The sequence below is a fragment of the Mesorhizobium sp. WSM1343 genome, from assembly GCF_055901535.1.
Window position 1 is genome coordinate 5,393,899 of sequence record NZ_CM148370.1, and the last position, 13,650, is coordinate 5,407,548.

The window sequence follows — 13,650 nt, forward strand, 5'->3', positions numbered from 1 at the left end:
TCCATGCGTCAAATTATTTGTTAACGCTTCAAAACTGATGGCGTCATGGACTTCATTGTCAGTTCGACGAAGGGCTGCAGAAGCTTGCCGCTCAGCCCTCAGCTACGGGCCTGCTTGCCAAATGTCGCCATGCCGCCCATACACGGCTTGGAAATCACCCTACCCGTTCGCCCCCACCTGCCAGGGATACCGTCCAATGTCCGTGACGCCGTGGTCAAAGCCGTGACGGATCACTCCACGCCATCGCTCGCCAGCCTGGGCTGGACCGAATTTTTCGGCGACCAGCTCGAACCCGGCGAAGCCAATCTTGTCCCGACGCGGATCGCCACCGTCCACCGCGATCGCCTGACCGGCCTGTCCCAGGCAGGGCCGGTCGATCTGACGCTGGCGGCGCAGGCGAACACCGGTGACTACGCCGTCGGCGACTGGGTGCTGGTCGATGGGCATGAACACCTTGTGAAGCGCCGCCTGACCCGCAAGACGGTGCTGGAACGCCGCACCCAGGGCGGTGGCAGGGTGCCGCAGCTTGCCGCGGCCAATGTCGACACGCTGTTCATCGTCACCTCGTGCAATGCCGACTTCAATCCCGCCCGGCTCGAGCGCTATCTGGCGCTGGCCAACGAGGCCGGAACGACGCCGGTGATCCTGCTGACCAAGGCCGATACCGCTGAAGGCGCCGAGACCTACCAGAAGCAAGCTGCGGCGTTGCAGCGTGGATTGCCGGTGGTGATGCTGAACCCCCGCACATCGGATGCGGCAACCGTCCTGGCTGCCTGGTGCGGTGTCGGCCAGACGGTGGCGCTGGTCGGCTCCTCCGGCGTCGGCAAATCGACGCTGGTCAACACGCTGGCCGGATCGGCGCAGCAATCGCCGCAACAGACCGGGGGCATCCGCGAGCACGATTCCAAGGGACGCCACACCACCACGTCGCGATCGCTGCATTCAATCGCCGGCGGTGGCTGGGTGATCGACACGCCGGGCATGCGGACGCTGCAGGTCAGCGATGTCGGCTACGGCATCGACACGCTGTTTGCCGAAATCACCGAGCTTGCACCGCTCTGCAAGTTCCGCGACTGCACGCATGTGCACGAGCCGGGTTGCGCGGTTCAGGCTGCCTTGAAGGCGGGGACGCTCGACCCGGAGCGCCTTGCCCGCTGGCGAAAACTGTCCGACGAGAACCAGAACAACACGCCGGTCCAGAGCGGACCTCGCGGAGCCAAGACTTCCGGCGGTCGCGGAAAGAGGCGCTGAACGGCGAGGACTGAGGACTTCAGAGCTGCGCCGTGCCGAAAACGCGATCCCAGAATGCCGAAGTCACACCGAAATTGGCCGTTTCGTCGATGTGGTGATGCACCGCATGACGGCGCTTGAGCGTGTAGAGATAGCTCGGATGCGCCGGGTGCCAGTGATGGATCATGTGGTGGATGCTGATGTACCACAGATATCCCAGCATCAACCCGCAGCTCACCGCGCTCGCGGTGGCGAAATCTGAGACCACCCAAACGGGCACAAACGCGACCAGCGCATGCACGCCGAGACTGAGCCAGGTTGGCGTGCCCACAGAACTGCGTTCCTCGACATGGTGACGGTCGTGCAGGTCCTTGACGTAAGGAATATGGTGAAGAGCGAACCTGTGCAGCACATACTCGATCAGCGTCCAGAGGCCGAGACAGGCGAGGACAGTGCCGATCCAGCCTGGCGCACTTTCTTCGCCAGCCTCGAGCAGCCCGGCCACTGCCAGCACGGCGATCACCAGCGGATACACCACGAAGTCGCTATAGTAGCCAATAAGACCGAGTTGCATCGTCACCTAGCCTTCGAGCCGCCAAATAAGCGATGGTATCAGATTGCCGGACTCGCGACCGAGGTGCAATGCAGACGCGCCTGACATAGCGTCGCAATCCCCTAGTGCAAGGTTCGCATCAACGATTCAAGGACCATCAGCAGGCTGCCGGCTTCGCAAATGGACGTACAAAAATGGCAAAACGCAGTGCGGGATTGCTGATCTATCGCCGCAGCGATGGCGATCTCAGGGTGTTGCTGGTTCACCCGGGCGGGCCGTTCTGGGCGAAGAAGGACGATGGCGCCTGGTCGATACCGAAGGGTCTCGTCGGCGAGGACGAGGATGAGTTGACGGCAGCGCAACGCGAGACCGAGGAAGAGCTCGGCGTCAGGGTCGACGGCACCTTCGCGCGGCTTGGCGACTACAAACAACCCGGTGGCAAGGTTGTCACGGCCTGGTCCGTCGAGGCGCGCATCGACATCGATGTGGCTGCCATCAAAAGCAACATGTTCACCATGGAATGGCCGCCAAGGTCGGGATCCCTGAAGGAGTTCCCGGAGGTCGACAGAGCGGGCTGGTTCACCTTGCCCGAGGCCGAGGTGAAAATCCTCAAGGGGCAGCGCCCGATGCTTTTGGATTTTGCCAGGCAGCAAGGCGCCGGATGATCCGCAGCCCTCAATAGGGCAGGCCGACATAGTTTTCCGCGAGCGCGGTCGATGCGGCACGCGACTGCACGAGATAGTCGAGCTCGGCCTCCTGGATGCGCTGGCCGAACTCGCCGGTGTCGGGAAAACGATGCAGCATCGTCGTCATCCACCAGGAAAAGCGAACCGCCTTCCAGACCCGTGCCAGCGCCTTGCCGGAATAGGCGTCGATGCCAACAGATGATTTCTCGATGTAGAAGTCGCGAAAACCGGCGAAGAGATAGCGCACGTCGCTGGCGGCGAGGTTGAGGCCCTTGGCGCCGGTCGGCGGCACGATGTGGGCGGCGTCCCCGACCAGGAACAGCCTGCCGAAACGCATCGGCTCGGCGACGAAAGAGCGCAGCGGCGCGATCGACTTTTCAAAGGATGGTCCAGTAACGACGCTTGCCGCGGTCTGCTCCGGCAAGCGGCGGCGCAACTCGTCCCAGAAGCGATCGTCCGGCCAGGCTTCGACGCGATCGTCCTGCGGACACTGCACATAATAGCGGCTGCGATGCGTCGAGCGCATCGAGCACAGGGCAAAACCCCGCTCGTGATTGGCGTAGACCAGTTCGTGATCGGCCGGCGGCACTTCGGCCAGCACGCCGAGCCAGCCGAACGGATACTGCCGCTCGAAGATTTTCAGCGCACGCTCGAGCACCGATTTGCGGCTGACGCCGTGATAGCCGTCACAGCCGGCAATGAAGTCGCAATCGATGCGATGCGTGACCCCGTCCTTGTCATAGGTCGCGAAAGGTGCGGCGCCGTCGAAATCGTGCAACGCGACATTTGCCGCCTCGTAGATCGTGGTCAGTCCGTCCGCATCGCGCTTGTCCATCAAATCGTGCGTCACCTCGGTCTGGCCATAGACGGTGACATGCCTGCCGCCGGTCAGTGCCTCGAGGTCGATGCGGTGCAGGCGTCCGTCGAAGGCGAGCGAGATGCCGGAATGCGGCAGTCCTTCGGCATGCAGCCTTGCCGCCGCGCCAGCCTGTTCCAGCAATTCGACGGTGCCCTGTTCGAGCACCCCTGCCCGCACACGGCCAAGCACGTGCTCGCGGCTCGCGCGTTCCAAAATGACCGTCTCGACGCCGATGCCGGCCAGAAGCTGCCCAAGCAGCAGGCCGGACGGTCCGGACCCGACGATGACGATTTGCGTGCGCATCAGTGGCCGAGACTTTCGACCTGTGCGGCCAGCTCAGCGGCAAGGCGGAGCGACGCGGCCGTCACGATGACCATTTGCGGCAGCAATAGCCATTCCAGCGTCCAGGCAGCGCCCGAGCGCTCCTGCTCATGCACGAGCGCGTGATGCATGCCCGCAAGCTGCGTGGCGTTGAAGCGGGCAAGCGCCACCAGCGCTTCGGCCTTCACCGGGTTCTGCTTGTGCGGCATGGCCGAAGAGCCGCCGCCGCCGGAAAGCTCGATCTCGGTTCCACCTTGCGCCATCAGCGCGATGTCCTGGCCGAATTTGCCGAGGCTGCCTGATAGCAGCGACATCAGGCCGGCGAAATCGGCGAGTGCGTCACGCTGGTTCTGCCAATGCGGTGCGTCGCCAAGGCCGAGCTTTGCGGCTAGTGCTGCGCGCACCGCCGGACCTTTGTCGCCTAGCTTTTCCAGCGTGCCGGCGGCACCGCCGAACTGCATCACCAGCAGACGCCTCGACTGTTCCGACAATCTTTCCTGATGCCGTTGCAGTGGCGCCCGCCACGTCCTGACGCGGTCGGCCGCTTTGATCGGAATGGCTGGCTGCATGCGCGTCATTCCCGTCAGCGCCCTGCCGCCAAACCGCTCTTCGAGCGAGACGAGCCGTATAATGGTCTCGGTCAGGAGCAGGCCGAGATGCTCGACGATGGACTTCAGCCGAAACACCAGGCCGGTATCGATGACATCGTGGCTGGTTGCGCCGAAATGCACTTTGTCGCCATGCGGTTCGCCGACCGCCGCCCTGATCTGGCGTACCAGTTCCGGCACAATGACGCCGTCTTTGGCGACGGCAGCCCGCAGCAAGGCGGTGTCGGGCCGGAATGTGGCAAGTGCGGCCACGATCGCGGCGGCATCATCCTTGGTGATAATCCCGTTTTCAGCTTCCGCTTGCGCCAGCGCCCGCTCGAAGGCAAGCATCGCCTCGATTTCCGCCTCGACGGAAAAATGCCGGTTCGCCTCCTCGTCGCCGAGAAGAGCGGAGAGCAGTGGATGGTCGAAGGGCGATACGGTCATATCCTGCTCCTCCTGACCATCAGCTGTCGAAGAAGACCGTTTCCTTCTCCCCCTGGAGATGGATGTCGAAAACATAAATATCGCCGTTGCGCTCGGCGATCAGCGTCGGCACGCGGACGCGGTGCTCGATGCGCGCCAGGATCGCATCCCCGGCATTGGCCTTTTCCTCATCGGAAAAATACAGGCGTGTGTGCAGGCCGAGATTGATACCGCGCGCGACGATCCAGAGGGTGATGTGCGGGGCCATCAGGCTTCCGTCCCTGAACGGCACGCGGCCCGGCTTGATCGTCTCGAACGTGCACAGACCGGTGTCCATGTCGGTCGGGCAACGGCCCCAGCCGAAAAAGTTCGGATCGGCCGCGCCGCGCAGTTCAGCCGGCGAATTGTAAAGCCCATCCGCATCTGCCTGCCAGATCTCGATCAGCGCATCCTTGAGCGGCGTGCCGGTACCGTCGAGCACCCGGATGCGCAGGCCGATGCGCTCCCCCTTGGTCCTGTCGTTGACCATGGTCGCACCAAGGTCGGTCGCATAGACGCCGCCGATGCCGCAGAAATTGGGCGTCAGCCCGATATGGACATAAGGTCCGGCGGTCTGCGAGGGGCTTTCCCTGAGCCGGTCGAGCGACTGGGCCATCAATTGCCCTCCAGCCTGTTTTCGAACAGCGACGCGCGGCGCCCGCGCAGCACGATGTCGAACTTGTAGGCGCGCGCGTCGAAGGGGATCGTCGCCTGCATGTCGAGCGTGGCGATCAGCGTTTCGACGGCGGCCTTGTCGGGGATGCCGCGCACGATCGGGCAGTGCCAGATCAGCGGATCACCCTCGAAATACATCTGCGTGATCAGCCGCTGCGCAAAGCCGTGGCCGAAGACCGAGAAATGGATGTGCGAGGGCCGCCAGTCGTTCGGCCCGTTCGGCCAGGGATAGGGGCCGGGCTTGACGGTGCGAAAGGCGTAGCCGCCATCCTCGCCTGTTATGGCGCGCCCGCAGCCGCCAAAGTTCGGGTCGAGCGGCGCCAGATAGCCGTCCTTCTTGTGGCGGTAGCGGCCGCCGGCATTGGCCTGCCAGAATTCGAGCAGCGCGCCGGGTACGCCAACGCCGCGTTCATCGAGCACCCGGCCATGGACGATGATGCGCTCGCCGAGCGCGCTCTCGCCGGGCCTGGCGAAATTGTGGATCAGGTCGGCGTCGAGTTTGCCGAGCATGGCGTGACCGAAGACCGGGCCTGCAATCTCCGACAGCGTGTTGTCGAACGGCAGCGGCGCCTTCTGCGGCGAGCGCAGCACGGAGCTCTTGTAATTCGGTGTCAGAACAGGCGGATGCCAGGTCCGGTCGCGCTGGAAGAAGGCGCCGGTCTCGGGCCTTCGGTTCGAGCCGGACTCAGCGGTCATTCTGGCTTCCGTCCATTTCCGAAAACACGTCCTTGGCAATTCTGAAGGCACGGTTGGCGGCCGGCACGCCGGCATAGATGGCGACATGCAGGAACGCCTCGCAGATATCGTCGCGCGAGGCACCGGTGTTGACGGTGGCGCGCACATGCATAGCAACCTCCTCATCATGGCCGAGTGCGGCCAGCAGCGCCAGCGTGACGATCGAACGCTCACGCCTGGTCAAGCCCGGCCGCGCCCACACGGTTCCCCAGGCGGCCTCGGTGATCAACTCCTGGAAAGGCTGGTCGAAATCGGTGGCGGCGACCTCGGCGCGGTCGACATGGCGGTCACCAAGCACCGAGCGCCGCACCGCGAGGCCGGTGCAATATCTGGTTGCGTTGCCGGGGACTTCATCCATGGGTTACTGCTCCAGGGGCAAGCGACGCGATAAAGCCGCGGATCAGGGCGGTGAGCGCTTCAGGCTGTTCGACGCAAGGAATGTGTCCAGCGTCGCGGATCATTTCGAAGCGCGCGCCGGGGATCAGCGCGGCCAGCGAGCGGACGAGATCGGGAGGTGTCGAGCCATCCTGGTCGCCGGCCACGCAGAGCGTCGGCACCGCGATGCGGCGTGCAGCATCGGTGAAATCGGCATCGCGAACGGCCGCGCAAGTCCCGACGTAACCTGCAAGCGCTTGCCTCGTCATCATGTTCCAGTAACCGTCGAGCTCGGCCTGACGCGCCGCGTGGAAGGCGGGGGTGAACCACACTTTGAGCACGCCATCGGCAATCGCCTGGATGCCCTTGCTTTCGACGGTCGCGATGCGTGTGTTCCAGCTGTCTGTCGTGCCGATCTTGTGTGCCGTATCGCAAAGGATCAGGCCTTCGACGATTTCAGGCCGCCTGGCATAGAGCCCCTGCGCGATCATGCCGCCGACCGACAGGCCGCACAGCACGACCTTGCTCAAGCCGAAATGATCGATGAGCGCCGAGAGGTCATCGACGTGATCGTCGATCGACCTGATGTCGCCGATGTCGGACAGTCCGTGGCCGCGCTTGTCATACACCAGCAGCGGCATTTCACCATCGAACGTCGAGACAATTTCGTCCCAGATCCGGAAGTCGGTGCCGAGCGAATTGATGAATATGATTGGGCGCGCATTGCCGGTCGCCTTGATGTGGCGATGGTGCAGCGTGATGCCGCCGATGGTGACGAATGGCACGGTTTCGATCCTCCGCCCTCACATTGCACAAGGCGTTTGGTTCGGTAAAATGATATTTTTTGGCGTTTCATTAACTCAGGGGTTATCAAATCCATGTCCGAGAGCCGTATCCGGTTCCGTCACCTGCAGGCATTCCTTGAAGTTGCGCGGCAGGGAAGCGTGGCGCGGGCGGCCGACTTCCTGCATGTCAGCCCGCCGGCGGTGACCAAGACATTGCGCGAACTGGAAGAGGCGCTGGGGGTGGCGGTCGTCGAACGCGACGGCCGCGGCATCAGACTGACGCGCATCCGCGAAATCTTCCTTCGCCATGCCGGTACGGCGATCACGGCGCTCAAGCAGGGTGTCGATTCCGTCCGGCAGGACGGGGCGGTCAACCGGCACCCGATCCGCATCGGCGCGCTGCCGACGGTGTCGGCGCGGGTGATGCCGCTTGCCATGAGCCTGTTCCTCAAAGAGAGCACCGGTGCGGCGATCAAGATCGTCACCGGCGAGAACGCGGTGCTGCTCGAACAGTTGCGCACCGGCGCGCTCGATCTCGTCGTCGGACGGTTGGCGGCGCCGGAGAACATGACCGGCTTCTTCTTCGAGCATCTCTACTCCGAACAGGTGCTGTTCGTGGTGCGGGCGCGACATCCGCTGCTTGAGCCCGGACAGGACGTGTTCGCGCGGCTCGACGAGTTCCCGGCGCTGATGCCGACACGGGAATCGGTCATCCGCCCTTTCGTCGACCGCCTGTTCATCACCAACGGCATGACGGCGCCGGCAACCGAGATCGAAACCGTCTCGGACTCCTTCGGCCGCGCCTTCCTGCGGCAGAGCGATGCGGTTTGGATCATTTCGGCAGGCGTCGTCGCCAATGAACTCGGCAGTGGCGCCTTCGTCGCCCTGCCGGTCGACACCGAGGAAACCAAAGGACCGGTCGGCCTGACGATGCGGACCGACACGGCGCCCTCGCCGGCCTTCTCCATCCTGCTGCAGACCATCCGCGAAGCGGCGAGGCAAAGCAGTTGATGCGGCTCAGACTGGCGATCAGATCTCCCGCGAAGGCGTGAAGCGAACGCTTGCGGACCTCATGTGCCCGGGCGCCAGTACGATGCAGCCGGTCTCGATGCCCGTGTCAGCCCTGCGGTTGAAGGCATCGGTGATGTTGCTGACCGGTTCGGCGCAAAAGAACGGCTCGCCGGGCGGCGTGTAGAGGACAAGGAAATCGAGTGGCGCCTCGGCCTCGATGTCCAGTTGCCGTCCATGCTCCGGCCAGGAGATCCGGGCGCGGCGCGACCATCCGGTGAAGACCGTGTCGAAGTCCGTCTCCGACACGTCGAAGCCCGTGGTCGGGTTGGCGCCCGGCGGCGGCGGTATGTGGATGGTGGGCAGGATTTCCGCATCGGTTTCCCACATGCCGGACACCCGCGCCTGGACATGTGTCCACGGCGTCGACGGAAAATAGGGATGTAGGCCAAAGCCTGCCGGCATCGGCGTGTCCGAAAGGTTGCGCAGCGAGAGGGCAATCGCCAGCCCGCCATCGATCAGCGAGATGGCCTGCCTTGCCTCATAGCTCCACGGCCAGGAATCGGCAGCATGGCGATAGGATAGGACCGTGCTGCTGGCTTCGTGCCGCACGACTGTCCATGATCGACGCCAGCCATGGCCGTGCTCATAGTGCGGATCGTCCGAGTTGGTCGGCAGTTCGACGGTGCGGCCGGCGAATGCGAAGCGACCGCCCCTTATGCGATTGGAATAGGGAACCAGCGGGAAGCAGGCCATGGCGCCGGCATCGCGGCGGCCGATCGCCGCCGGGTCAGCAGGGCGCAGCCAATCCACGACGGATCCGTTTTGCCGCCAGCGATACGACGCCAGGGCACCGCCGGCAGCAGGGACGATTTCCACGGTCGCAATGCCATCGCTGATCGAGATCAGCTCTTGGTGCTGCTCGGTAACGGCAGCGGAATTCTTTGTCATCGGCACACCCCCATCCCTTGACTCCAATCGCCATGCCTATAAGACATATCATATGAATAGTATGAAGAATAACAAATCTTTCAGTATGGCGCGTACGTCGAGAGTCGCGGTGGCGGTTTCCAGCGGCTCCACCGCTCTGCATGCGACCGTCGTCGAGCAAATCGGATTGCGCATCGTTCAAGGCGATTTCCTGCCCGGCGAGGCACTGCCCAATGCCGACGATTCAAGCGAGATGCTGGGGGTCAGCCGCACGGTGCTGCGCGAGGCGATCAAGGTGTTGGCGGGCAAGGGGCTGGTCGAATCGCGGCCGAAGACCGGCACACGGGTGCGTCCTCGTGCCGACTGGAATTTCCTCGACCCGGACGTCCTGTCATGGCGCTATGCCAGCGGTGTCAGCGCCGACGATGTCCGGGCGCTGTTCGAATTGCGCAGGGCCATCGAGCCGATGTCGGCAGCGCTTGCGGCCCAGCGCGCCACGCCAGCGCAGATCGCCGAGATCAATGCAGCTCTGGTCGAAATGGAGGCGGTGGTCGACGACGGCGACCGCTTCGCCAAGCCTGACCTTTTGTTCCACCAGACCATACTGCGCATGACCGGCAATGAGCTGATCGGCTCGCTGGCGGCACTGGTCGAAACCGCATTGGTGACGAGCTTTCGTCTTTCCAACGACAATCCGGAAGGGCAGCGCCCCTCATTGCCGCTGCACCGGGAAGTCGCCGAAAAGATCGCCGCCGGCGACGCGACCGGCGCACAAAAGGCGCTGCTGGTCCTCATCGACAATGCCGAGGAGGACGTGCGCCGCAGCGTCGAAAACCGCAACAAGCGCCGCCAGGAACGGGAACAGACATCGTGACCGACACCAAACGCAAACTGCGGTCCGAGGCCTGGTTCGGCGGTGAGGGCAAGAACGCCTTCATGCACCGCAGCTGGATGAAGAACCAGGGCATTCCCGCCGACGCTTTCGACGGCCGCCCGGTGATCGGCATCTGCAACACCTGGTCGGAATTGACCCCATGCAACGCGCATCTGCGGGCGCTGGCCGATCACGTCAAGCGCGGCGTCTATGAAGCCGGCGGCCTGCCGCTCGAATTTCCGGTGATGTCGCTGGGCGAGAGCAACATGCGCCCCACCGCCATGCTGTTTCGCAATCTGGTCAGCATGGATGTCGAAGAGTCCATCCGCGGCAATCCGATCGATGGCGTCATCCTGCTGGTCGGTTGCGACAAGACCACACCGGCGCTGCTGATGGGCGCCGCATCGTGCAACCTGCCGACCATCGCCGTTTCCGGCGGGCCGATGCTCAACGGCAAGTTCCGCGGACAGGATATCGGCTCGGGCACCCACGTCTGGAAATTCGCCGAGGAGGTTAAAGCCGGCCGCATGCCGGTTGCCGACTTCCTCGCCGCCGAGCAGGGCCAGAGCCGATCGGCGGGCAGCTGCATGACGATGGGCACGGCCTCGACCATGGCCAGCATGGTCGAAGCGCTCGGCATCGGCATGCCGGACAACGCCGCGATCCCGGCGGTGGATTCGCGCCGTGGCGTGCTCGCCCAGATGGCCGGACGCCAGATCGTCGATCTGGTGCGCAGGGACGTGACGATCGCGGAGATCCTCACCAGGCAAGCGTTCGAGAACGCCATTCGCGTCAACGGCGCGATCGGTGGCTCGACCAATGCGGTGCTGCATCTGATCGCCATCGCCAACCGGATCGGTGTCGATCTCAGCCTCGAAGACTGGGACCGCCTAGGTCGTGACGTTCCAACTATTGTCGATTTGATGCCGTCGGGCCGGTTCCTGATGGAAGATTTCTACTACGCCGGGGGGCTAGCTGCGGTCATGGCGTCGCTTGATGAAGTGGGGCTTCTTCATCGCGACGCCATGACCGTCAGCGCCAAGACCATCGGTGAATTGATCGACGGCGCGCCCAACTACAACAGCGAAGTGATCCGCCCAATGAGCGAGCCGCTGACCAAGGAAGGGGGCATCTCCATCCTGCGCGGCAATCTGGCGCCTGACGGCGCGGTCATCAAGCCGTCCGCGGCAACGCCCGAGCTGATGCAGCATCGCGGCAAGGCGGTGGTGTTCGAAAACATCGAGCATTACTACGCCCGCATCGACGATCCGGAGTTGGACATCGATGCCTCCTCGGTGATGGTGCTGAAGAACTGCGGGCCGCGCGGTTATCCCGGAATGGCCGAGGTCGGCAACATGCCGCTGCCGGCCAAACTGCTCAAGCAAGGCATCTCCGACATGGTGCGCATTTCGGACGCGCGCATGAGCGGCACCGCCTACGGCACCGTGGTTCTGCATGTGGCTCCAGAAGCTGCCGCAGGCGGCGCGCTGGCGCTGGTGCGCGACGGCGATCTTATCGAGCTCGATGTCGCCGGCCGCCGGTTGGAACTTTTGGTGTCGGAAGAGGAGCTCGCCATCCGCCGGCGTGACTGGAAGCCGCCGGCGTCGCCGGAGGGCGGCTACCAGAGCCTTTATGTCGAGCGCGTGCTGCAGGCCGACAAGGGCTGCGATTTCGACTTTCTCGTCGGCCGGCGCGATGCCGGCATTCCTCGGCATTCGCACTAGAGAGGCGCGCGATGACGGATGAAATCGGCTACGCGATCTATCCAAGCCTCAAGGGCCGCAGCGTCTTCATAACAGGCGGCGGCAGCGGCATCGGCGAAAGCCTGGTGCGCCATTTCTGCGCCCAGGGCAGCCGCGTCGCCTTCGTCGACATGGCCGAAGAACCATCCCAACGTCTGGTCGACGCGATTGCGGCCGACGGACATGCCGCGCCGCTGTTCATTCCATGCGACCTGCGCAACGTCGAAGAGTTGCAGGCGGCAACCGTGCAGGCAATGCAGCACAATGGCCCCATCCAGGCGCTGTGCAACAATGCCGGCAATGACGACCGCCACCAGACCAAGGATGTGACGGTTGCCTATTGGGACGACCGCATGGCGGTCAATCTGCGCCACCAGTTTTTCGCGGCGCAGGCAGTGCGTCCGCAGATGAGCGCGCAGGGCGGCGGCTCGATCATCAACTTCGGCTCCATCACCTGGATGGTCGGCGATCCGGATTGCCCAGCCTATGTCACCGCGAAAGCGGCTGTTTACGGCATGACGCGGGCGCTGGCCCGCGAGCTTGGCCCTGAGCGCATCCGCGTCAACTGCATGGTGCCGGGCTGGGTGATGACCGAGCGCCAGATTCGCCTGTGGCTGGACCCGGCCGGCGAACGCCAGATCGCGGAAAGGCAGTGCCTGCCCGACCGGCTGCAACCCTCCGATATCGCGCGCATGGCGCTGTTCCTCGCCGCCGACGACAGCCGCATGTGCACAAGCCAGCAGTTCATCGTCGATGCGGGCTGGGTGTGACCCGTACGGCTTCAAAGGAAGAAGGTTAGTTCATGCGTCTTGTTCAGTTCAGAATGGCCGACGGCAGCAGAGGGGTTGGCCGTGTCTGCGATGACGGCAATCATCTGCACCCTCTCGAGAAGACCAGCAGCGTGCTGGAGCTGGCCGAAGCGGCAATTGCCCAGGGCACGTCGATCGCAGCGCTGGTCGAGAAGCGGACCGGCACAGCGAAAATCGACTACGACCAACTGTTGCGCGATGGGCAGGTGCTCGCTCCGGTCGACCATCCCGAACCGGCGCGCTTCCTGGTCACCGGCACCGGCCTCACCCACACCGGAAGTGCCGCCGCGCGCAACCAGATGCATGTTCTGACCCATGGCGAAGGTGCCGACGAATCCGATTCCTTGAAAATCTTCCGCATGGGACTGGAGGGCGGCAAGCCTGGCGCCGGCAAGATCGGGATTCAGCCAGAGTGGTTCTTCAAGGGCGTCGGCACCTGCATTGTCCCGCCCGGCGCGCCGCTGCCGATGCCGGCATTCGCGAAAGCCGGTGCCGAGGAAGCCGAGATCGTCGGGCTTTATGTCAATGGACCCGATGGCCATCCCTATCGCATCGGCTATGCGCTCGGAAACGAATATTCCGACCACGTGACGGAGGGCGAGAACTACCTTTATCTCGCCCATTCCAAGCTGCGCTCCTGCTCGATCGGTCCGGAACTGCTGATCGGTGACCTGCCCGAAGAAGTGCGCGGCCATTCGCGCATCCTGCGCGACGGCACTGTTATCTGGGAGCAGGAATTCCTGTCGGGTGAAGCGCACATGTCGCACTCGATCGCCAATCTCGAACACTTCCATTTCCGCTACCCGATGCACCGCAGGGCGGGCGACCTGCACGCCTATTTCTTCGGCGCGGCGGTGATGAGCTACGCCTCCGGCGTCAAGACGGCTTCCGGCGACGAGTATGAAATCCAGGCACAGACGTTCGGCAAGCCACTGCGCAACCGGATGGTGTCGGTGCCGGACGAGGGACTGGTCGCTGTTACCCAGCTGTGACGGCGCAGGCCCGAAAATTACGGT

The 13,650-nt window shown here is 63.8% G+C and carries 15 protein-coding genes; 7 read left to right on the forward strand and 8 right to left on the reverse strand.

Annotation, left to right across the window (positions count from 1 at the left end):
- Nucleotides 1-210: 210 nt before the first annotated feature.
- On the forward strand, nucleotides 211-1,251 hold the full coding sequence (gene rsgA, locus AC0NIL_RS26410) for a ribosome small subunit-dependent GTPase A (protein ID WP_473572744.1): 1,041 nt from the start codon (nucleotides 211-213) through the stop codon (nucleotides 1,249-1,251).
- A 19-nt stretch (nucleotides 1,252-1,270) separates the two neighbouring features.
- On the opposite strand, the gene AC0NIL_RS26415 is transcribed toward rsgA, so the two are convergent.
- The gene (locus AC0NIL_RS26415; RefSeq protein WP_027163878.1) at nucleotides 1,271-1,804 is read right to left on the reverse strand and encodes a sterol desaturase family protein; all 534 of its coding nucleotides are present in this window, start codon (nucleotides 1,802-1,804) and stop codon (nucleotides 1,271-1,273) included.
- A 173-nt stretch (nucleotides 1,805-1,977) separates the two neighbouring features.
- On the opposite strand from AC0NIL_RS26415, the gene AC0NIL_RS26420 reads away from it, so the two are divergent.
- A complete protein-coding gene (locus AC0NIL_RS26420) occupies nucleotides 1,978-2,448 on the forward strand; it encodes an NUDIX hydrolase (RefSeq protein WP_224673993.1) in 471 nt (156 codons plus the stop codon).
- A gap of 10 nt (nucleotides 2,449-2,458) precedes the next feature.
- Here the strand turns inward: AC0NIL_RS26420 and pobA are convergent, their stop codons facing one another.
- From pobA to pcaD, 6 genes are read right to left on the reverse strand one after another with little or no spacing between them, the layout of a single operon-like run.
- Entirely contained in the window at nucleotides 2,459-3,631 is a 1,173-nt protein-coding gene (gene pobA / locus AC0NIL_RS26425) for a 4-hydroxybenzoate 3-monooxygenase (RefSeq protein ID WP_275953822.1), read from the reverse strand.
- Nucleotides 3,631-4,683, reverse strand: a complete 1,053-nt coding sequence (locus tag AC0NIL_RS26430) for a 3-carboxy-cis,cis-muconate cycloisomerase (RefSeq protein ID WP_275953823.1) — start codon at nucleotides 4,681-4,683, stop codon at nucleotides 3,631-3,633. The genes pobA and AC0NIL_RS26430 overlap by 1 nt, the downstream gene beginning before the upstream one ends.
- Before the next feature lie 19 nt (nucleotides 4,684-4,702).
- On the reverse strand, nucleotides 4,703-5,317 hold the full coding sequence (gene pcaG, locus AC0NIL_RS26435; protein WP_275953824.1) for a protocatechuate 3,4-dioxygenase subunit alpha: 615 nt from the start codon (nucleotides 5,315-5,317) through the stop codon (nucleotides 4,703-4,705).
- Nucleotides 5,317-6,072, reverse strand: coding sequence for a protocatechuate 3,4-dioxygenase subunit beta (pcaH, locus tag AC0NIL_RS26440; protein ID WP_027163882.1), 756 nt, complete (start codon nucleotides 6,070-6,072; stop codon nucleotides 5,317-5,319). The genes pcaG and pcaH overlap by 1 nt, the downstream gene beginning before the upstream one ends.
- A complete protein-coding gene (pcaC, locus tag AC0NIL_RS26445) occupies nucleotides 6,062-6,469 on the reverse strand; it encodes a 4-carboxymuconolactone decarboxylase (protein ID WP_027163883.1) in 408 nt (135 codons plus the stop codon). Before pcaC ends, pcaH begins: the two co-directional genes overlap by 11 nt.
- On the reverse strand, nucleotides 6,462-7,271 hold the full coding sequence (gene pcaD / locus AC0NIL_RS26450) for a 3-oxoadipate enol-lactonase (protein WP_027163884.1): 810 nt from the start codon (nucleotides 7,269-7,271) through the stop codon (nucleotides 6,462-6,464). Before pcaD ends, pcaC begins: the two co-directional genes overlap by 8 nt.
- Nucleotides 7,272-7,364: 93 nt before the next feature.
- Here pcaD and pcaQ point away from each other — a divergent pair, with 93 nt between their 5' ends.
- Nucleotides 7,365-8,282: a pca operon transcription factor PcaQ gene (gene pcaQ / locus AC0NIL_RS26455; RefSeq protein ID WP_473572745.1), complete on the forward strand. Its 918-nt coding sequence runs from the start codon at nucleotides 7,365-7,367 to the stop codon at nucleotides 8,280-8,282.
- Nucleotides 8,283-8,300: 18 nt separating this feature from the next.
- Here pcaQ and AC0NIL_RS26460 read toward each other — a convergent pair whose 3' ends face one another.
- On the reverse strand, nucleotides 8,301-9,230 hold the full coding sequence (locus AC0NIL_RS26460) for an aldose 1-epimerase (protein ID WP_027163886.1): 930 nt from the start codon (nucleotides 9,228-9,230) through the stop codon (nucleotides 8,301-8,303).
- A gap of 109 nt (nucleotides 9,231-9,339) precedes the next feature.
- Here AC0NIL_RS26460 and AC0NIL_RS26465 point away from each other — a divergent pair, with 109 nt between their 5' ends.
- The 4 genes from AC0NIL_RS26465 to araD1 are packed head-to-tail and all read left to right on the forward strand — an operon-like array spanning nucleotide 9,340 to nucleotide 13,626.
- Nucleotides 9,340-10,083: a FadR/GntR family transcriptional regulator gene (locus AC0NIL_RS26465; protein WP_081714243.1), complete on the forward strand. Its 744-nt coding sequence runs from the start codon at nucleotides 9,340-9,342 to the stop codon at nucleotides 10,081-10,083.
- Complete coding sequence (locus AC0NIL_RS26470; RefSeq protein ID WP_027163887.1) at nucleotides 10,080-11,807, forward strand: IlvD/Edd family dehydratase; 1,728 nt, start codon at nucleotides 10,080-10,082, stop codon at nucleotides 11,805-11,807. Before AC0NIL_RS26465 ends, AC0NIL_RS26470 begins: the two co-directional genes overlap by 4 nt.
- A gap of 11 nt (nucleotides 11,808-11,818) precedes the next feature.
- The gene (locus tag AC0NIL_RS26475) at nucleotides 11,819-12,595 is read left to right on the forward strand and encodes an SDR family NAD(P)-dependent oxidoreductase (protein WP_127369526.1); all 777 of its coding nucleotides are present in this window, start codon (nucleotides 11,819-11,821) and stop codon (nucleotides 12,593-12,595) included.
- A 32-nt stretch (nucleotides 12,596-12,627) separates the two neighbouring features.
- A complete protein-coding gene (gene araD1, locus AC0NIL_RS26480; protein WP_275953825.1) occupies nucleotides 12,628-13,626 on the forward strand; it encodes an AraD1 family protein in 999 nt (332 codons plus the stop codon).
- Nucleotides 13,627-13,650: the final 24 nt, after the last annotated feature.

Bases quoted from the DNA above. Each gene is read 5' to 3' on its own strand.
- AC0NIL_RS26415 (WP_027163878.1), bottom strand. From the start codon at position 1,804: ATGCAACTCGGTCTTATTGGCTACTATAGCGACTTCGTGGTGTATCCG.
- AC0NIL_RS26420 (WP_224673993.1), top strand. From the start codon at position 1,978: ATGGCAAAACGCAGTGCGGGATTGCTGATCTATCGCCGCAGCGATGGC.
- pobA (WP_275953822.1), bottom strand. From the start codon at position 3,631: ATGCGCACGCAAATCGTCATCGTCGGGTCCGGACCGTCCGGCCTGCTG.
- AC0NIL_RS26430 (WP_275953823.1), bottom strand. From the start codon at position 4,683: ATGACCGTATCGCCCTTCGACCATCCACTGCTCTCCGCTCTTCTCGGC.
- pcaG (WP_275953824.1), bottom strand. From the start codon at position 5,317: ATGGCCCAGTCGCTCGACCGGCTCAGGGAAAGCCCCTCGCAGACCGCC.
- pcaH (WP_027163882.1), bottom strand. From the start codon at position 6,072: ATGACCGCTGAGTCCGGCTCGAACCGAAGGCCCGAGACCGGCGCCTTC.
- pcaC (WP_027163883.1), bottom strand. From the start codon at position 6,469: ATGGATGAAGTCCCCGGCAACGCAACCAGATATTGCACCGGCCTCGCG.
- pcaQ (WP_473572745.1), top strand. From the start codon at position 7,365: ATGTCCGAGAGCCGTATCCGGTTCCGTCACCTGCAGGCATTCCTTGAA.
- AC0NIL_RS26460 (WP_027163886.1), bottom strand. From the start codon at position 9,230: ATGACAAAGAATTCCGCTGCCGTTACCGAGCAGCACCAAGAGCTGATC.
- AC0NIL_RS26475 (WP_127369526.1), top strand. From the start codon at position 11,819: ATGACGGATGAAATCGGCTACGCGATCTATCCAAGCCTCAAGGGCCGC.
- araD1 (WP_275953825.1), top strand. From the start codon at position 12,628: ATGCGTCTTGTTCAGTTCAGAATGGCCGACGGCAGCAGAGGGGTTGGC.